The sequence below is a fragment of the Rossellomorea aquimaris genome, from assembly GCF_000935355.1.
Lineage (GTDB): Bacteria > Bacillota > Bacilli > Bacillales > Bacillaceae_B > Rossellomorea > Rossellomorea aquimaris_B.
In genome coordinates, this window is sequence record NZ_JXZC01000005.1 from 58,059 (window position 1) to 76,483 (window position 18,425).

The 18,425-nt window shown below is 41.9% G+C and carries 19 protein-coding genes; 7 read left to right on the forward strand and 12 right to left on the reverse strand.

The features are described from left to right. Window positions 1-194 precede the first annotated feature (194 nt). The gene (locus tag TV75_RS13430; protein WP_044339305.1) at window positions 195-740 is read right to left on the reverse strand and encodes a GNAT family N-acetyltransferase; all 546 of its coding nucleotides are present in this window, start codon (window positions 738-740) and stop codon (window positions 195-197) included. 37 nt (window positions 741-777) lie between these two features. Continuing rightward, window positions 778-1,248 carry a DinB family protein gene (locus TV75_RS13435; RefSeq protein WP_044339306.1) on the reverse strand — a complete coding sequence of 157 codons (471 nt, stop codon included), beginning with the start codon at window positions 1,246-1,248 and terminating at the stop codon, window positions 778-780. Between the two features lie 153 nt (window positions 1,249-1,401). On the opposite strand from TV75_RS13435, the gene TV75_RS13440 reads away from it, so the two are divergent. Next, window positions 1,402-2,625 carry a hypothetical protein gene (locus tag TV75_RS13440; RefSeq protein WP_044339307.1) on the forward strand — a complete coding sequence of 408 codons (1,224 nt, stop codon included), beginning with the start codon at window positions 1,402-1,404 and terminating at the stop codon, window positions 2,623-2,625. Between the two features lie 260 nt (window positions 2,626-2,885). Here the strand turns inward: TV75_RS13440 and TV75_RS13445 are convergent, their stop codons facing one another. Both TV75_RS13445 and TV75_RS13450 read right to left on the reverse strand, forming a co-directional pair. Beyond that, entirely contained in the window at window positions 2,886-3,893 is a 1,008-nt protein-coding gene (locus TV75_RS13445) for a hypothetical protein (protein ID WP_044339308.1), read from the reverse strand. After that, a complete protein-coding gene (locus tag TV75_RS13450) occupies window positions 3,883-4,428 on the reverse strand; it encodes a sigma-70 family RNA polymerase sigma factor (RefSeq protein WP_044339309.1) in 546 nt (181 codons plus the stop codon). The genes TV75_RS13445 and TV75_RS13450 overlap by 11 nt, the downstream gene beginning before the upstream one ends. A 166-nt stretch (window positions 4,429-4,594) precedes the next feature. Here TV75_RS13450 and TV75_RS13455 point away from each other — a divergent pair, with 166 nt between their 5' ends. Both TV75_RS13455 and TV75_RS13460 read left to right on the forward strand, forming a co-directional pair. Continuing rightward, the gene (locus tag TV75_RS13455; RefSeq protein ID WP_044339310.1) at window positions 4,595-5,398 is read left to right on the forward strand and encodes an alpha/beta fold hydrolase; all 804 of its coding nucleotides are present in this window, start codon (window positions 4,595-4,597) and stop codon (window positions 5,396-5,398) included. A 97-nt stretch (window positions 5,399-5,495) separates the two neighbouring features. After that, on the forward strand, window positions 5,496-6,167 hold the full coding sequence (locus TV75_RS13460; protein ID WP_044339311.1) for a 5'-methylthioadenosine/S-adenosylhomocysteine nucleosidase family protein: 672 nt from the start codon (window positions 5,496-5,498) through the stop codon (window positions 6,165-6,167). Between the two features lie 66 nt (window positions 6,168-6,233). On the opposite strand, the gene TV75_RS13465 is transcribed toward TV75_RS13460, so the two are convergent. Together TV75_RS13465 and TV75_RS13470 are read right to left on the reverse strand one after the other, a co-directional pair. Continuing rightward, entirely contained in the window at window positions 6,234-7,106 is an 873-nt protein-coding gene (locus tag TV75_RS13465) for an AraC family transcriptional regulator (RefSeq protein ID WP_044339312.1), read from the reverse strand. Between the two features lie 162 nt (window positions 7,107-7,268). Continuing rightward, window positions 7,269-7,658, reverse strand: coding sequence for a hypothetical protein (locus TV75_RS13470; protein ID WP_044339313.1), 390 nt, complete (start codon window positions 7,656-7,658; stop codon window positions 7,269-7,271). Between the two features lie 528 nt (window positions 7,659-8,186). Here TV75_RS13470 and TV75_RS13475 point away from each other — a divergent pair. Further along, entirely contained in the window at window positions 8,187-11,219 is a 3,033-nt protein-coding gene (locus tag TV75_RS13475) for an efflux RND transporter permease subunit (protein WP_044339314.1), read from the forward strand. A 335-nt stretch (window positions 11,220-11,554) separates the two neighbouring features. Then, window positions 11,555-12,511 (forward strand): phospho-N-acetylmuramoyl-pentapeptide-transferase, encoded by a 957-nt coding sequence (mraY, locus tag TV75_RS13480; protein ID WP_044339315.1) that lies wholly within the window; start codon window positions 11,555-11,557, stop codon window positions 12,509-12,511. Window positions 12,512-12,614: 103 nt separating this feature from the next. On the opposite strand, the gene TV75_RS13485 is transcribed toward mraY, so the two are convergent. The 6 genes from TV75_RS13485 to TV75_RS13510 form a co-directional block, all read right to left on the reverse strand. After that, window positions 12,615-13,139: a DinB family protein gene (locus TV75_RS13485; RefSeq protein WP_044339316.1), complete on the reverse strand. Its 525-nt coding sequence runs from the start codon at window positions 13,137-13,139 to the stop codon at window positions 12,615-12,617. A 21-nt stretch (window positions 13,140-13,160) separates the two neighbouring features. After that, window positions 13,161-13,721 (reverse strand): AAA family ATPase, encoded by a 561-nt coding sequence (locus TV75_RS13490; protein WP_044339317.1) that lies wholly within the window; start codon window positions 13,719-13,721, stop codon window positions 13,161-13,163. 81 nt (window positions 13,722-13,802) lie between these two features. Then, window positions 13,803-14,645, reverse strand: coding sequence for an alpha/beta fold hydrolase (locus tag TV75_RS13495; protein WP_044339318.1), 843 nt, complete (start codon window positions 14,643-14,645; stop codon window positions 13,803-13,805). Between the two features lie 199 nt (window positions 14,646-14,844). Beyond that, complete coding sequence (locus tag TV75_RS13500) at window positions 14,845-15,315, reverse strand: GNAT family N-acetyltransferase (RefSeq protein ID WP_044339319.1); 471 nt, start codon at window positions 15,313-15,315, stop codon at window positions 14,845-14,847. Between the two features lie 400 nt (window positions 15,316-15,715). Then, window positions 15,716-16,054 (reverse strand): DUF1048 domain-containing protein, encoded by a 339-nt coding sequence (locus tag TV75_RS13505; RefSeq protein WP_044339320.1) that lies wholly within the window; start codon window positions 16,052-16,054, stop codon window positions 15,716-15,718. Between the two features lies 1 nt (window position 16,055). Further along, window positions 16,056-16,394 carry a PadR family transcriptional regulator gene (locus TV75_RS13510; RefSeq protein WP_044339321.1) on the reverse strand — a complete coding sequence of 113 codons (339 nt, stop codon included), beginning with the start codon at window positions 16,392-16,394 and terminating at the stop codon, window positions 16,056-16,058. A 238-nt stretch (window positions 16,395-16,632) separates the two neighbouring features. Here TV75_RS13510 and TV75_RS13515 point away from each other — a divergent pair, with 238 nt between their 5' ends. After that, window positions 16,633-16,977: a PadR family transcriptional regulator gene (locus TV75_RS13515; protein WP_044339322.1), complete on the forward strand. Its 345-nt coding sequence runs from the start codon at window positions 16,633-16,635 to the stop codon at window positions 16,975-16,977. Then, on the forward strand, window positions 16,968-18,224 hold the full coding sequence (locus TV75_RS13520; protein ID WP_044339323.1) for an FtsW/RodA/SpoVE family cell cycle protein: 1,257 nt from the start codon (window positions 16,968-16,970) through the stop codon (window positions 18,222-18,224). Before TV75_RS13515 ends, TV75_RS13520 begins: the two co-directional genes overlap by 10 nt. The last annotated feature ends 201 nt before the right edge of the window (window positions 18,225-18,425 follow it).

The window sequence follows — 18,425 nt, forward strand, 5'->3', positions numbered from 1 at the left end:
GTTTGAACGACTATTGATTCCGATTTGAGATTTTTAATCCCCTTTCAGAGAATTCAATCCGCAATTCCGATAATTAATCCTGATTCCAAATAATTGAACATCCTTGTCGAATTTTATTTGTATCAACACTCGCTTATTATGACGGCTTCCTTCATCTCACTCCGCTCCCTTGGAACTAATATGCTTCCTTGAGTCTATAAGTTAATCCGTCCCATCACCACTGTATCGTAGTAACGTCCATCCGATAACAATTTATCCTTCTTCAATACCCCTTCTACTTCAAAGCCGTTGTTTTTATAAAGGTTGATGGCTTTTTCATTAGTTTCGAGCACATTCAAAGTGATTTTCTTAATGTCGTTGTCATCTGCCCAGCCTATGCTCTCTTTCAATAGATTTTTCCCGATGCCGTATCCCCAGAATTCCTGTAACACGCACACTCCAAACTCCACTTTATGAGCGACACGTTTTAATGATTTCCCTTCACACCTTGAGAAACCGGCAATCCTGTCCTCGACTTCACAAACCAGGAAGAGATTCCGGGGACTCTCTGAATCTTCATTGATGATTTGAATGAAGCCTTCTTCATCTATATACGCCTCTCCTCTTGCCCTATCCATGTATTCCGTCTCCCCATCTGCCTGGAGCCTTACTTCGGACAGTTTCTGAGCATCATCTACTTTTGCTGATCTGATGGCATAGGTTAGATTACGAATATGAAATTCTATTGGTTGAATAATAATATGGCTCCACTCCTTGTTCTGGTACGTTTTCTTCGAATCAACGACGAGATGGCCAAGATCCCTGCATCTTCCTGATTAGAATAATCTGCCCAGTATGGTAAGCCTCGTGCATCATGATGTCCAGAAGTTTTTCTTCAAGAGAAGCTTCTTCAATCTTTGCGTCCGATGTTTTACTGAGCGCTTCTCTTAATCTGCTTTGAGCCGCCTCAACACGTTCAACGACAGCGATCCATTCCTTATCATCATTTAATTGTTCTGTTAAGGAGAAGGTTTCATTCCCATCAAGTTTCCGTGTCCATTCACGCCCTTCTAATTGGGCTGTAAGCCTCTCTTTATAATAAATAAGGTGATTAACATTCTCCCATATGGTTTTCGTCGCCTCTCCTGTCGGTGTCCACATAGCCTGTTCCGCGGTGAGTCCTTCTATTGCAGGCATGAGTGGGGCATACCAACTTTCCTTGTCGTACGTAGTATCAAGCATTCTTAAGAGCAAGTCAGTTCGATTCATGATCATCTTCCTCCTTGATAATGATGTTTCATATAATTAGTACTTCATCATAAAGAGAAGAACTCCTTCTTTTACCATTCCCTCACTCTTTTTCACATAAAGTAAGTCATCCATGAAAATAGTAAGAGCATACGGATAAAAGGAGAATCAACCATGAAAAGAGCCATCCTCTTTACCATCATCCTTGCTCTTATATTTCCATTGGCACCTGTGTCATCCAAGCTTCAATTGAAAGCTGCCTTCATCAGGGAAGGGAATTTATGGACCTTCATTGATGGCCAGGAATCCAAAATAACGAATACCGGCAAAGTCCACTTCAAGCCCAAATGGTCGACCGATGGGACTTTGATTGCCTATCAAGTAGAAACATCAACTGAAGGGCAGTCTGAGCTGTGGACATACAATCTCAACACCCGTGATAAAAAGAAAATTTCATATAACGGCCATATACCAGAATGGGCTCCCCATAAAAACCATCTAGCCTATATTAATAATGGAATTTTAGATATCTCTGACCTCAACCGATTCTACAACATCGCAACCGGGGTCAGTGATTTCACATGGCTTCCGGACGGCAGCGGGTTCCTTCTATCTTCATCGGGCACCCTCAAACCTGATGGATGGTCAAGCGCTTCTTTGTTTATCAAAGAAGTAGGAAAGAACTATGAAGATATCGTCCTTTTTGGCGGAGTGAAGCCTTTCTTTACACTCCCAAGGGAAATCGGGACAACGAATCAAAACAAACTGATAGCCGTTTATGCCGATCAGATGACCTATTCTCCGAGCGGCAAATGGATATCATTTGTGGTGTCCCCGACCGCTTCTTGGTCCATGGACAGTAATATGGTATGTGTCATCGATAAGGAAGGAAAGAATTTCGAGGTTCTGGACGAGATGATCCTGGATGTTGGCCAGCCCAAATGGTCACCTTCTAAAGATACGTTAGCCTATATCGCCGGCGGAGGGAGAATCGTGTTCGGCTTCAAAAACAAAGACTTGAAAATAAAGGAAATGCCTGTTTCCGGAACCTACACCCCGGCTAATTACGCTGACCTTGATTTTGATTGGATGACAGAGAAAACACTGGTCGTTTCAAGAATCAAAGAACAGGAGTGGACCAATGACTTCAGTAAGCATCCCCTGCCTGTACTATACACCTTGAATATTGATTCAAATAAACAAATGAAGGTTACCAGTCCTCCAAAAGGATTTGGTGATTATGCCCCTCAGTATATCCCTTCCATTCATAAGCTCGGTTGGTTAAGGGGGACGTCCCTTACTGATAGGAAGAGGGATTTGTGGATAGGGAATCCTGATGGGACTGGGGCTACTGAATGGCTGCGTGATGTAGAGGAGATTGTTTTTTTCACAGGTTGACCGGTTCAATAAATCTGTGGAATCATGCACGGGATGTGTTTCTTTTTTTGTGATCAATTAGGTATTCATATAAAGAAAATTTGACATCCCGCATGATTCTCCCGCGAAGGGAATCTGATGAGGAAACCATCGCAAAAATCGGCCATGTGGTCTCTCCTGGACCCCATTTTCGGCTAAAACATACAATCTTAAAGCTAAAAAAGGGAGATGAGTTATACATACAAATCAAACCGATAAAAGATATAATCATCTCGCCCCACTCAACTGGTAATCTCCAACACTATCACATCAAACAACTCTCCATCCGCATAAAGAACAAGTGCCCACTGCCCACGTTCAGGAACCGTAACAGACGATGGAGCATGAACATCCGCGCCATTGTTCTCCCCGCCTAGAGGAACGGTCCAGCTCTCACCGTTATTTAATAAAGGATACACTCTCCCCGACTCTCTGTGATAACCAACCACTGTTAGCTCTGAAGCTTCCGTCCCCCACAAATGCCACATCCATTTTTGGCCGGCCAGGCTTGGCATATCGGCACCAATGATACCTGACTTCTTTTCATTTCCGATCATATCCCGATCAAATGTGGCTGCCTTTCTATCCCAATCGATCGTATCAAAATCACTTTCTTGAACGTATACGGGAATATCTTCAGGTAATGTAACAGGATTTCCTTCTACTTTTTCTCCCACACTCACAACGACATCACCGTAAGGCTTACCGTCAAGGTATACTTCATACCGCCATATTCCGCTGTGCGGAACCTGGAAGCTTGTAGGAAAGCGTTGCAAGCTAGAGTACCCCGGTGAAGGTTCCGTTATTCTTTGAGGGGACAGCACTTCGATGCGCTGACCTGATTTCTTATGAACCGCTAAGATGGATAATTCTTTTCCTTCATATGTGTCAAAAGGTTCTGTGAAACTGATTATATATCCAAATGGCTTACCTGCATGCAATTCCGGGTCTGGATAGATGCTGAACAGGACTTTACCATTCTCCTTATATTCGTGCTGGATATGCCATGTGTCCGGACTCCCATTAATCGTGCCGTTCTCCTTTACCAATAATTCTGTTGAAACGAAAAATCCCATTAAACAAATGGCAACAGAAGTCATGATGAAAATGATTAAAGGATTAGGTCGTTTTGTCTCCACAGGACTATGAACGGCCTGCCGAATCTTATGTCTTTGAAGCTCCGTAAAGTGACGGCCTCTGTGAGTCGTAGAATCCATTGCCCCCTTCAAATCACTAAGCTTATTCTTCATCCCGTTCCCACCTTTCCATCCTATTTTTCAGCTTACTCCGGCCTCTGTTTAACCTTGTTTTAATCGTATTCGAGTTCAACCTCAGCAACTCCGTGATTTCCTCAATGGAACATTCCTCATAATAGTAAAGAATGATGACCTCCCGATACTTCACCGGCAGGTCCAAGACACATCTTGAAAGAAACTCTTCCTCACTTCGTTTCAACAAGCTCATTTCAGGTAACGGTTCCTTTGAAGTGAAAAGAGATAACAGGCTTGAATTCATTACCACTCTCTTAAACGCGGAACTCTTCAGGACATCCTTCGCTCGATTAATGACTAGTCGATAGATCCACGCTTTGAATGAAATAATCTCATCTATTTTTTCATAATGCCTGAAGCAGGTGACAAACACATCCTGCACGATATCTTCCGCCTGACTCCAATCTTTGACATAGTTGTAAGCCAATTTCGTCAACCGTTCGCCGTATTCATCCATGATCGTTTCAAGCCACGCATCCCGGTCTGAATGGTCTTCGTTGTTAACCTTTCTCACACAAGCCTCACCTCATTCCCCTTTAGTGCTAAGACGAATCAATCAGTGGTTGGTTTCAATTTTTTAAAAAACTCCCTCTAACTGCTTTCAACACACCTATAGAAGTATCCTTTGAATAATCCAGAAAATAACATATACTTTTAATAGATTAGAAGGAGGGAATGACGTGACTATTTACCATAAAATCATCGGAGAAGGCTTTCCCATCGTGATGATCCATGGGTGGACGCTGGACCATCAAGCGATGATGCATGCAATGGAACCGAATTTCAAGAACCGCACTGGATGGAAAAGGATATACATAGACCTGCCGGGAATGGGGTTGTCGGAGTCTCAACCATCCATCAAGAATTCCGACGATATGTTAGAAACCTTGGTTGGTTTATTGGACAAGTTGATTCCCGACCAACCCTTCATTGTTTGCGGGTATTCGTATGGGGGATATATGGCGAGGGGAATCGTTCAGGCAAGACATGAGATGGTCCGAGGGCTAATGCTCCTCGCACCCATGGTCATACCCGATACTGAAAATAGAGAACTTCCGCAGCAGATTGTATTGAAAAAGGATCCCCATTTGCTATCGAACCTCTCTTCACTGGAAGCCGAAGCTTTTGGCTCCATGGGTGTAGTTCAAGGTATGAGGGAATGGGAAAGGTTCCGGGACGACATCCTGCTTCCTTCCACTCAAACGAATGAGGAGTTCGCAAACAGGATCCGGGAAAATGGATATGGCTTCACCTTCGATCTCTCACATACACTTGACGATCCGACGCTGATTATAACAGGACGGCAAGACCATGTAGTCGGTTATCAGGATGCGTGGCGACTGATAGAGAACTATCCACGAGCCACCTTTGCCGTGCTCGATATGGGTGGTCATAATGTGCAGATTGAGCAGAAAGATGTCTTCGATTCTTTGGTGCAAAACTGGTTGGACAGGTTGAAATCGGAAATGTTGGAACAGTCGTGAGATTGTAAAAAAGACCATTCGTGTAAAGGGAATCTTCAATTAATGGAGCAGGTTAGTATATTTACATATTAATAATGAATGATAAGGTGATAAGTCGATGATAGGAGTAAGTATAGCAACGAAGTGGGAATATGAAGCGACGTTGGAGTATTTCGGCATAAAAGATCATGAACGTTTCGCTTTTCCTTATGGAGAGTATTTCATAAGAACCATTCATGATACTGAACTTGTTTTTTATAGTACCGGTGTAAGAAAAGTAAATGGCGTTGGCGGTAATCAGTATATGATTTCTACATTTCATTTAACGAAAGTAATCGTTGCTGGAACATGTGCAGGAATAGATGATACGTTTAGTAATTTGGATATTTTAGTACCCGATAAAGCCGTTCAATATGATTGCACAGTAAAAGAGATCGAGCCTCTTATTAAACAGTCCTTCATAGTCGATATTGATCTATCAAACTATGGAGATGATTTTTATACTGGAACAATCGGCACCGCTGATAAAGCAGTAGTAATGTGGAATGACTATCTAGAACTTAAAGAAAACGAAATAACAATAGCCGATACAGAAGCAGGTGCCATTGCTTATATCTGTAAGAAGAATGATGTTGAATGTATTATTATCAAAGGAATATCTGATTTCCCAACAGATGAAAGAAACTCTGATAAATTCGAATCAAACATTGAACAAATCAATGTTTATTTAGAAAACACACCCAAAGTCATGAACAAAATATTTGGCGAATATTTAAAAAGGTTCATCTAAATAAATGATTTGAGATAGGTAAACAGATGAGGGACGGACCTTGAAAAACAAGGTCCGTCCCTCCTATTACTTTTTCTTCACTGGAATCCAAATCTCACTTCTATACTTTGGATCCCCTGTCTGGTTGCTCTCATTCCAGAGAATTTCAGGACCTTCAACTGCTTCATAGCCTGAAGCCGGAAACCATTCCGAGTAGATCCTCCCCCACACATTTTGAAGTGTTTCCGGGAATGGTCCAATCGATTCGAATACCGCCCAGGTACTGGCTTTTATTTTTAGTTCATTAAATTCTCCTATGTCATCACTTGAAGTTGCCACCCCGATGTAATGATCTACCTCTCCCTTCTCTTCCATTCTACCTTCAGAGAAATTAGTTGAAGCGCTGATCATGCCTGTTGGTTCTACGTTAGAAAGTGCTTTTAATTGTTTAATAACCTCAGGCGTTAATAACTCATACATTTTAGCAATCTCTGGATTCACTCCATTGAAGATGATGGGAACCCTCTTCTTAAAGCCCACTAACTTAAACGGTTCCTTTTCTACAATACGATAATTCATTTCGCATCCTCCTCTTATTGTGAGTTGGAAGGTCATTTTAGGATAAGCTTTTAATGGTGTATTCTCACTTCTTGCTTCAGAAGGGAGAAAGCCATGCATCGAATGAAAGGCACGGGTGAATGAATCAGCTGAACGATAACCGTATTTAACAGCAATATCGATTATTCTCAAATCGCTATCTTTCAAATCAAGGGCAGCAAGCGTCAGTCTTCTCCTTCGAATGTATTCTGATAAGCTTATACCTGATAAAAAAGAAAACATCCGTTTAAAATGATACTCTGAACAGTAAGCAATTCTTGATAGTTCGCTATAGTCAATATCCTCCGTCAGGTGCTCTTCAATATAAGCAAGTGCATCATTCATACTGCTTAAAGAATCCATCAAATAACCTCCTTTCACCAACAATATTAATAAAGAATGCGTACATCCATCCGACAATTCGTGCACAATATAGTCGGCATCTTTTAAACATTCTATTTCTTATGGTATCCCGTCTCAAAATAGCCACAAGTATTTTAACGGACTACTGCTATATAAACCTGCTCATAACCCTGTAACAATATCAAAAGGTGCAGGTTCCCCATCCACCAGCACATGGATTACGTCTGTTCCCGGGTCTCTTGTCAGATAATATACTTTTTGTTCCACAGTATCACCTTGTAAACCTGAGGTACTGAACTTTATCGTGACCGTATCGCCTATTGCTTCTACATCCGTTTCTATTTCTCCACTTGATTGAAGTACTATATATGAACCTTTTTCTCCTTCATCCATCAGTTGAAGTCTAACATTCGGGTCAATTTTGTTTTGTACATAATGAGGTACGTTTTTAATCTCACTAAAACTTAATGTTGATGAATCATCTGAAGAGGCTGCGTTACATGCGTTTAAAATCGAGAGCATTAAAATGGCTAATCCTATTAATTTCTTCATTTCTCCCCTCCTAAAGCCTTAATCCTTGGTACGGTTTCAGACATATGCTTCGATTCCTCTAGATACTCTTCTTGGATCACAGCTAACCACTCAATTCCAATTATTTCAAAATTTCTTTCATTAGGCAATCCGCTTGTAATATTTTCATCTTATTATGTCTTGTACCGCAAACGGTAAGCTCATATAATGTAATGCTTCCTTCTTCTTTTTATATTTTAGAAAAATTTAGCAATTATCTATTTCCACTTCTTACCACTCGTACTATAATACTATATTGTAACAGGAATACTTTCACACTAGGGAAGTAGTACAGTAGGGAATCTTACATAAATTTTACACGTTTTTAAGAATACCTGGCCCTGCTCCACAGTAAAATGAATTTTGTGGCCAACAGTTAGGAAAGAAAGATGAACTACGCCTCAAGACCTAGTTGAAAATTAGCCTGGAGGAGGCTGTGATGCAGTCCGCAATCAAGTATCTTTAAAAAGAAAGGAAAACTCATCCAATTCAGTATTAGGGGGGAAACACATGCAAGCTTTAATAAACTGGGGTTTTCGCAATAAAGCGGCCATGGGTCTTTTTGTCATCATCACTTTGCTTATCGGCGTCATTAGTTATTTCCGTCTGCCTATGGAATTCTTGCCTGAAGCGGATAATCCACAAGTCACAGTGGTCACCCTGGGGCAGGGGTATGACGCAGGCTCCATGACAACGAACATCACAGAGCCCGTGGAACAGGCTGTCACATCCATTTCAGGAAAAACATCGATCCTTTCCACGACCGGGGAGGGATATTCCCAGGTGACCATCAACTTCGATTCCAAAACCGACATGAAGGAAGCCAAGAATAAAGTCGAGGATGCCATCAACGGAATCCGGCTTCCCGAAGGAGTCGGAGAACCGCAAGTCTCTCAGCTGAATACCTCGATGATCCCGATCGGTCAAGTATCGGTGACATTTGATGACGGACTGACGAAAGAGAACCTTGATCTCGTCAACGATGAATTCAAACCGCTGTTTGAGAATCAATCCGGACTGTCACAGGCAAGTGTCGTCGGTGAAAACAGCGCCCGGGTCCAGATCAACCTTGACCATGATAAGCTGGAGACGTTACAGATCCCGGTCAACGCGGTGATGGGAGTGCTGCAAGGACAAAATGTCTCTGCTTCTGCTGGAAGCACCACGATTGACGGACAAAAGAGTACCATCAATGTCACAGACAATTTGACTTCCCTGGAAGCACTGAAGAACTTGACCGTACCGCTGCAAGTCCCGAATGCTCCTGTCGTCAAACTGAAAGACATCGCAACCGTCGAGACGGTGAAAGATGAAAATACCATCACACGGGTAAACGGTAAAGAAGCCCTTGCAGTCGTCCTGTTCAAGGAAAGCGATGCCAGTGCCGTTACGGCTGGGGAAGAAGTGAAGGACACAGTCGATAAAATCAATACGGATTATGACGGTGTAGAAGCGAAGGCGTTATTCACTACGGGTGATATGGTGAAAAACTCGGTAAACACGATGGTCCGAGAAGTGGCACTAGGTGCATTGTTCGCAACGCTCGTCATCCTTCTCTTCTTAAGAAAGGTCAAGCCGACGCTGATTACCGCCATTTCCATTCCATTATCTCTCTGTATCACGCTTTTCCTTCTCTGGTTATCCGGAGTCACCTTGAACATCCTTACGCTGGGAGGGGTGGCAGTTGCGGTCGGACGACTGGTCGATGACAGCATCGTCGTCGTCGAGAATATTTTCCGGCGCAGCCAAAATGAGAAGCTTTCGAAACAGACTGTTATACAAGCCACCTTGGAGGTTTCCCGTGCCATCACGTCTTCGACTCTCATCACTGTGGCTGTATTCTTGCCGATGGGACTCGTCAATGGATCGTTAAAGGCGTTCTTGCTTCCTTTTGGACTGACGGTTACATATTCCTTGCTCGCTTCTCTTCTTGTAGCCGTGACGGTCGTGCCACTCTTAAGCCGTGGCATGTTGAAAAATACTATCCTGCCGACTCATCACACGCCGCAACGCTACGTAAATGTGTTGCGATGGTCACTCAATCATAAAGTCGTTCCGATTCTATTGGCCATTCTTGTATTCGGGGGATCGATTGCCCTTTATATCACTCTGCCGAAAGCAGCGACAAGTGCCAATGATGCCTCTTTTGTAGCTGTCACGATGGAATTCCCGAGTGATACGCCGCAAGACACCATAAAGCAGCGGAGCGCAGATTTCGAAAACAAATTATCGGAGTTTGAAGGGTACGATTATTTAATTACCCAGTACGGATCAAGTGAAGAAAACGCTCAATACGGAGCCGTGAGTGATCCCGACACCGTTTCCTATACCGTGATCATGAAGGAAGATGCCGATGCTGAATCCTTCATCGAAAAGGTAAATGAAACGAAAAAAGATGAAAACAACGTGACCATCACTGCGTCACCATCGTCCATCTTTGGAGGGTCATCCAATTCCAGCATTACCTATGACGTCGTTGGAAATGACACCAACGAACTTCTGGCCACTTCCAAAACAATAATGGATAAGATCGAGAATGTTGATGGAGTGAAGAAAGTTTCAAGCAATCAGGAGAAAACGTCACCCGTCTTCACGGTGAAGGTCGACACGGAGAAAGCGAATGCCCAGCAAACCGCCATGCAAATCCGATCATTACTGAATCCGCAGCCAATCGGGGCAATCAACCTGGATGAAGTAACGACACCAGTCTTTCTGGACGCCGGGGTCAATCCTGATTCGAAGTCAGATCTAAATGACTTGACGATCGCCACAAGCTCGGGCATCCAGCCACTTACTGAAGTGGCTACCATCACCGAAGAAGAGAAACCAAGCACCATCCTTCACAAAGATGGAGAATTATATGTCCGGATCACGGCAGAGGTAGAGCCTGAAGAACTTTCGGTCATTTCGAAAAATATCGATACTGAAATCAAGGATATCGAACTTCCAAAAGGCGTATCCCTGGATACCGGCGGCGCCGCTGCCCAGCAGGCCGACGACTTTAAAGACCTTGGAATGACCATGCTTGCTTCTATCCTGATCGTCTATCTGATCATGGTCCTGACCTTTAAGACGTTGAAAGCACCACTGGCCATTTTGATTACGCTGCCGCTCGCTTCAATCGGTGCCGTCCTCGGACTGCTCATTGCACGTGTCCCTGCAGACGCAACGGCTCTTATCGGAGCATTGATGCTGATCGGTATCGTTGTCACGAACGCAATCGTCTTGATCGACCGTGTCAAGCAGAATGAAGAAACGATGATCATTCGTGACGCCATCCTGGAAGCCTGTGGCACGCGCCTTCGTCCTGTCGTCATGACCGCGATTGCCACCATATGTGCCATGCTTCCCCTTCTTTTCGGTCATACGGAAGATGGAAGTCTTGTATCGAAATCCCTTGCTGTTGTCGTCATCGGTGGTCTTGCCGGTGCCACCGTGCTGACCCTCGTTGTCGTACCTGTGTTCTACGAATTGCTGTACTTCAAAAAATCGAAGCGGCAACGTGCTCAGCAATTGGCAAGTGAAGAGAAAGTAGCTCAGTAACGACATAAGAATGTCAGTGCTGAGCGTGATAATGAAGAAGGTGCTTATCCTGTTTTGGATAGGCACCTTCTTGTTTCGTTGGGGTAAATAATCTCACCTTTGTTCCTGTATGTTTGTATCAGGTACAAATCGAATCTTTGGTATTCTTTCAGCTGCTGAATATCCGCTTGGAATCAGCTGCTGATTTTTCTAATAAATTCAGCAGCCGAATCCACCCAATCAGAAAACACACTCATTTTAACGTAATCTCAATTAACATCAAATAGATTAAAGGATATCCACCCTCTTCATAGAACTTATCTATAGATAGTTAATAGAAGAGGAGAAGATAAGAAGTGGTCGATCAACTCATACCAGCATTCATCGCTTTTGTATTAGTCTCGGCTTTGTCCCCATTATTCATTGCACTCTTAAGAAAATTAAAGCTCCTGCAACCGATAAGAAAAGAACTTCCATCCAACCATCAAATAAAAAAAGGGACGCCGTTAATGTTTGGAATCATTCTTTTTATCGGTATTATTGTAGCCTTAGTTTTCTCACCTACCCCACTGATGTACTTCCTGGCCACCACCTACATTCTATTCAGCTTCATCGGCTTTTTGGATGATTTTTGGAAAGCATCACGCCAAGATCCTGGAGGTGTATCGAGTAGAACCAAGCTTATTTTCCAATTCCTATTTACGGGTGCTTTGCTTTTTTACGTAATGAATGAACTCGGAATTGATACTACGATTGGTGTTTATCAAAATCTTTCTATCAATCTTCCAGCTTCGATATATTTCATTGTGATCACCTTATTTGTGGTGGGTTCTGCCAATGCGATTAATTTTACAGACGGGTTGGACGGACTTTTAGGCGTGGTGGCGATCCCTACATATTTCTTCTTTTTCATGATTTCAAACAGTAGTGAGGTCCAGCTTTTTTGTTTAATCATGATTGGCTGCTTACTCGGCTTTCTTATTTATAATATCTTTCCAGCCAAAGCTTTTATGGGGGATACAGGATCATTGGCGATTGGGGGATCCCTATCCTTCCTTGCCATTATTGAGAAAGTGGAGATCCTCATTCCAGTGTTGTTCTTTATCTATTTCGCGGAACAGCTTTCAGTCATATTACAAGTGGCTTCATTTAAATCGACAGGTAAGCGAATCTTCAGGATGACTCCGATTCATTATCACTATGGCTTAAAATATGGGTGGGGTGAAACGACTATTGTCACCGCTTTTGGGTTTGTTTCGTGGATTTGTACGTTTATCTGTTTTGCTTATTGGAAGTTTGTTCTCCATCCATAAAAAAAAGGAGAAACCTCATTATTTGAAGTTCCTCCGTTAGATTTCAAACCCGATTACGATAGAAGACCAATTTTATTTCTCGAAAGAGCCATCTCTTACTATTTTACTTATCGGTATTCAAATACCGCTCCCTAATCAACCTCCGATGATGAATCTCATGCCCGGCAATAATGTACGCAATGGCACGGACCGTCACTTCTCCCCCGTTTGCCTTTCCACGCTGGAGCAAGGCTTCTTCATCCATGCTGTTCAGAAGAAGGATGGTATTCTGGCGGACAAGAGATTGATGGTGTAATAGTTCCTGTAAGGAAAACCTATTGAATCGGCCCCTTTTCACATACTCATCATCGTTATATCCAGGCAGCATCTCCTGTTCCCCTCTGGCAATGCTGAGTAGTCGGTAGCACATAATCCGCTCGGTATCAGTTATGTGGCCCAAGACTTCCTTGATTGTCCACTTTTCCGGAGCATAGCGAAACCGGGCTTGTTCATCACTTAGATCTTTTAATAGACTCGTAGTTTCTTTTAGTTGAACATCTAGAATCTGGAGCAGATCCCCATCTGGTACATTATTGATATAATCTTTATAATATGCAGGATATTCTTCTGTTCCTGGTTTCCTCAGCATGGCTTCTCCCCCATTAATCTGTCATTCACTTCTATTCATCAACAAACCCATCTCATCAATGTTTAACTTCTCCTTTATCTTGCCTACAACTTCTCCAACACTGACATTTTCAGTATCTATGTATTCCCCAAAGTTATTTTCTTGAAATGCTTTCAAACATTTATCTGTTTGCTGAAAACACCAATTCCCTTCTTCCTCACCGCGTGCTTTCAACCTTTTGTAGATTGTTTCCTTACTGGCTGTTAGGCAGAAGTGGTGAGTATCTTCATCTATTTCTTCAAATCCACTCTTAATAACATCGAAATAGTCCATTTTCCTGATCGTCATGGGGACGATCAAGTCAACTCTATATTTTCCTACTAAGCGCTTTGCAACCTCTACAGTTAAGTCTCTCCATAACTGAAGATCTTGAAAATCGCCAGTTCCTGCTTCCATTCGTTTCTCTTTCTCGGGGATCACATGTCGTAACATGTACCCCACTACCTCCGGATCATAAATCATACTATTCTCCAACTCTTTATGAAGCTCATTTGCAATAGTGGTTTTCCCTGCACCAAAAGCTCCATTTATCATAATAATCATGTTTATCTCCCTATATAGAATAATTTTTTGAATGATAATAAAGGCAGTTGCCGTTTTAGAGTGCTTTCATTAAAGATTCGCTTAAACCAAACAATGAAAATCCTTCACCATACTGCTGAATTTTTCTTTTTCCTCTAAATGAGGCGAATGGTCACTATCCTCGAAAATATAGAATGATGAATTTGGAACAAGATCAAAAATTTCTTCAGAATAAATAAATGGGCATCGAGAGTCGTGCTTTCCACAAAAAATAATTGTCGGGGTTTGGATTGTTGAAAGGTCTTCCCTGATATCATATGTTGGCAATTCGGAATAAGAGTAATAATCCAAACGCTTTTGAACCACTATACCGCTGGTTGGCTTAGAAAAGTACTCCTCGAATCTGCCCGGGTCATACAAGGACATCTCGGTCCATTCCCTGCTTGCTTGTACCCGTTCTTCTTTTGTTGATTCTTCAGACTTAAGTATGGAAACGATCTCTTTCAATCTATTGTTTTCGGGATGCTTGTCACAATAGATACTCTCCTGATGTTCCACATATTCATTTGTAGCTGATGCTCCACCTACAACCAACCGTTTTAAAGAATCAGGATGCTGTGCAGCATAAACCAATCCGAGCATCCCTCCAGTCGAGTGGCCGGCAAAGTTCCAATCATCATACCCCAATGCAACCCGGACGGCTTCTAAATCCTTGCATGTTTCAATCATACTTAACTCGCCTTCATCTCTAACCTCTGTGGAATTCCCGGTTTCTTTAAGATTTACAAGGTACACCTTAAAATCGTCCACAAACCTGTCCGCAAAATGATAGCCACGCTCGTTAAATTCGTTATATAGATGAGTCACACATAATGGTTCACCATTCCCGGCTTCAAATACTTCAAAAGCCCCTCGTTCTGTTTGAATTAGTTTCTGTACCCACATAATGTCTCCCCCGTTCTTTTCATGGTCGGTTAACTGAATACAACAAAAGATTTTTTTCTAAGACATTTACTTACTACCTATTAGACGTTATTCAAAGAGTGAAAGTTTCGATTTCTTTCATTAACTTACGAATAGTAAAGGGCAATAGCCGCAGATCAAGGTGATCTGCGGCTATTGCCCTCTTTATCAAAAGGAGAGTTTATAAATCTATTCCCATCCGCCTCATTTTTGTCTTTAAATTCATAGATTCATAGAATTTTATAGCATCTTCGTTAAACTCCCACACGCCTAATTCTAATGAGTCAGCTTCTATCTTCTTTGCGAACTCCACTATTTCCCCAAAGAATCGTTTCCCCAGCCCTTTTCCTCTGCACATACGATCGACACCAAAATCGTCCATATAGACCACTTTCTTTGGAATGAGAATGGGCCTTTCCGCTGTATGTTTTATCGTAAGGATGGTATAAGCGATGGGTTGGTCTTCTTCCACCAAGAATACCTTCGTGTCTTCTCCATCTATCAAATTGTTGAAATACTCTTTGTCTAACGTGGTATCAGCCAGCCGATAATGGTCCGGTCTTTTCTTTACATGAATTTCGTGAACTTGTCTTTGTAGCTGATGAACCGCATCATAATCATTCTTGGTGGCTTCTCTCATATGTATATCCAATATATGTCCCCCTGATCGTTGTTGTTTGAGTTTTTGTGACTGACTTATTAAAGCATACTGGCCCATTGGTATAATAATTTCAACAAAAAAAGCGTTAACCCTTCTTAGATCAACGCCCTTAACTTTATATCAACTTTCATCCCTTTTAAAGAAATCACTGCATTACTCATTTTTTCCTCTTATATAGTACGCTGGATGGCTTATACCCCACTACTCAGTATTACCGATATTCTGTATTACTTAGTACCGTGTTAAAAAAAGGACTGAATAGTGAAGACGTAAATACCTCATTTGTAACCAACTATTCAGTAGGCATTATCTATTGCATTTATTTTTTGAATTGCTTTTGCAAAAGAGGTCCTAGCGTTAAGAAGAGGCGAAAACCCACTGGACCTGATAGTTAGTCACGACCAATCGAATCGTTCAATTTAGCGCGATGCTTGTCACTCCAAGTTTCCGAACCCTTCACCAGTTCATCACAGAAAGCAGCCACGTCCTCACCTGTGAGGTCAGTCACTTTCCTGCCTTCCGCTGCACCTTCCTCGAACAGGTCGAGAATGCCATTGAAGATACGGCTGGTGTCCTTCCAGTCGGTGAGACCACTAGTGGTCCACATATATTTTTGGATCGCTTTGTAAGCGTGGAGGTACTCATTTGGAAGAGTCTTCGCACGCGCCTCCATCTCCTTCCATTCCCGCTTATCAGCCAGACTTCCGGTGATTTTTTCAATAAACTTCATTTTATCCTCTCCTTTTGATTTCTTTCGTTTTGAGTTCGTTCATTTTGCTTGAGACGAAATCCCATTTCCCCCAGAAAACCTCGAGCTTCTCACGACCTGCTGCGTTGAGTGTGTAAAATTTTCTAGGTGGCCCCACAGTAGATCGCTTTTTTTCAATGTCCACCAGATTGTTTTTCTCAAGGCGCATGGTGATCGTATACACGGTGCCTTCGACCACATCAGTGAAACCAAGATCTCTCAGCTGTTGCGTGATTTCATAGCCATACGTTTCACCACGGCTGATCATCTCAAGCACACAACCCTCAAGCACCCCTTTCAGCATTTCTGTGAAGTTTTCCAAACATTCACCCCCATATTTGTATTTCATTATACTTTCGGTACTCTCATCACAGTCATTTTCCACCCTGTACTTAGTAACACTTACTACTGGTATATAGTATGACAAAGTAGTGTGGTGTGTCAACAAATATTTATGATATACAATGCATAACAAGCATTGACAGGTTTATATATGCAGTATAAGATACACATATAATAACTATGCATAGATTTACTATGCATCCGGAGGTAGAGTATCTATGAAGATAAGTAAAGAGTTGCTTAAAGGGAGTACCACTACTCTTATTTTAAGCTTGCTTCATGCTAAACCAATGTATGGGTATGAAATCATTAAAGAACTGGAGTCGAAGTCTGACGGGATATTCAGCTTGAAAGAAGGAACGATCTATCCTATCCTTCACACCCTCGAGGAAAAAGGGTTGATTGTCTCTTACTGGGGAGAAGGGACTGGAAAGAGAAAGAGAAAATATTACAAGTTAAATGACTCCGGAAGAGAATTTATCCAGGAAAAAAAAGAAGAATGGTCCGTTTTCAAAAATGCAGTTGACGAAGTACTAAATGGAGAGAAAATCATATGGGAGTAGAAAAGAAGTTCGAAGTGTATATTGAAAAATTGTGTAAACGGATCAGGAATAAGGATGTACATGCTAGTATAAAGCTTGAAATAAACGATCATCTTCATGCACTTAAAGAGGATGCCATGCAGAGAGGTCTCTCTGAAGAAGAAGCCATAGATAAAGCATTGAACCATATGGGAGATGCAGAAGTATTGGGGAAGCAGTTAAACAAGACACATAAAGCCCCAATGGATGCTAAAACCATTCTTCCAGTGCTGGCAGCATCCCTATTTGGGCTGTTTGTCATGTACTATTTACAATTTCATTCAGCTATTATAGAGCTTCATCAAATGAATGTATTTAATAAAAGTCTTGTTTTTTACTTGATCGGCCTTCTGCTCATGCTAAGCCTGTTTACCTTTGATTACAGAAGATTGCTAAAGTACTCCAATCACTTTTATGTAGGAACTATCCTCATTCTTTTATTGACCGTTTTAATCGGTGTTAGAGTCGATGGCGTGCCATATTTAAATGTAGGAGTTGCCAGTATTAACTTCACGGAAATCACTCCATTTCTTCTGGTCATTTCTTTTGCAGGAATCTTTCATTCATGGAATTGGAAAGAGAATCAAAAGTCTTGGGTAGGAACAGGCATCCTTTCCATACCTATCATTTTATTGGCAACGACAGGAGCCTTTGCAGCTACTTTTATTAGTATTATTGTCTGCACAGTGATCATGCTTGTGTCGAAAGCCACTCTCAAACAAGCTATAACGTTTTCAACAGTAGCTACCATATGGCCAATCGTGCATCTGTTCGTTCAAGCTCAAACGTATACACTGACAAGTCCTTATGCTGACCTAAAGTTAGGAGACGCAGATTTTATAGGAAAAACCCTTCATGACACTCCTAGTTTTATTTCTGAAGTCCATACAGATTTCATCTTTGCTTATACCATCTACTCATTTGGCTGGTTGGCCGCCACCATTGCTTTCGTGTTGATTGGATATTTCATTTACAGAATCTCCAGTACGGCTAAAAGCGTGAAACATGTGTATGGTAAACTGCTTATAATAGGCTTGGCAGCTACATTCACAGTTCAGTTTATATTAAGCATCCTTACAAACCTGGGGTTATCGGTTCTGCCTGGTGTAGCCATGCCATTCATGAGTTTTGGTGGCTCACATATTTTGCTTGAAATGATTGCCGTAGGGTTAATATTAAGCATCTATAGGAAACGAAAAACAGTTGATCAACCTTTAGCATACAACTAAATGAAGAAAATAGATTGTAATGGGGCTTTTAGCAGCCGCAGCAAGTTCTTGCTGTTTTGATTCATATTTTATATAAAAGAGACTGGGTAGAGTGATCCGTCCCTATTCTACTTAGTCTCTTGCTCAATATAAAATCAACGCAACTTGGCAATCATCATTAGATTTCCCCGTGCGGTTTGCGTGCCGTCTAAAGTGGCAAAC

Coding starts and splice junctions, on each gene's coding strand:
- TV75_RS13505 (WP_044339320.1), bottom strand. CDS start 16,054: ATGAAGTTTATTGAAAAAATCACCGGAAGTCTGGCTGATAAGCGGGAA.
- TV75_RS13445 (WP_044339308.1), bottom strand. CDS start 3,893: ATGAAGAATAAGCTTAGTGATTTGAAGGGGGCAATGGATTCTACGACT.
- TV75_RS13515 (WP_044339322.1), top strand. CDS start 16,633: ATGAAGATAAGTAAAGAGTTGCTTAAAGGGAGTACCACTACTCTTATT.
- TV75_RS13490 (WP_044339317.1), bottom strand. CDS start 13,721: ATGATTATTATGATAAATGGAGCTTTTGGTGCAGGGAAAACCACTATT.
- TV75_RS13495 (WP_044339318.1), bottom strand. CDS start 14,645: ATGTGGGTACAGAAACTAATTCAAACAGAACGAGGGGCTTTTGAAGTA.
- TV75_RS13520 (WP_044339323.1), top strand. CDS start 16,968: ATGGGAGTAGAAAAGAAGTTCGAAGTGTATATTGAAAAATTGTGTAAA.
- TV75_RS13485 (WP_044339316.1), bottom strand. CDS start 13,139: ATGCTGAGGAAACCAGGAACAGAAGAATATCCTGCATATTATAAAGAT.
- TV75_RS13435 (WP_044339306.1), bottom strand. CDS start 1,248: ATGAATCGAACTGACTTGCTCTTAAGAATGCTTGATACTACGTACGAC.
- TV75_RS13470 (WP_044339313.1), bottom strand. CDS start 7,658: ATGAAGAAATTAATAGGATTAGCCATTTTAATGCTCTCGATTTTAAAC.
- TV75_RS13475 (WP_044339314.1), top strand. CDS start 8,187: ATGCAAGCTTTAATAAACTGGGGTTTTCGCAATAAAGCGGCCATGGGT.
- TV75_RS13465 (WP_044339312.1), bottom strand. CDS start 7,106: ATGGATTCTTTAAGCAGTATGAATGATGCACTTGCTTATATTGAAGAG.
- TV75_RS13440 (WP_044339307.1), top strand. CDS start 1,402: ATGAAAAGAGCCATCCTCTTTACCATCATCCTTGCTCTTATATTTCCA.
- TV75_RS13460 (WP_044339311.1), top strand. CDS start 5,496: ATGATAGGAGTAAGTATAGCAACGAAGTGGGAATATGAAGCGACGTTG.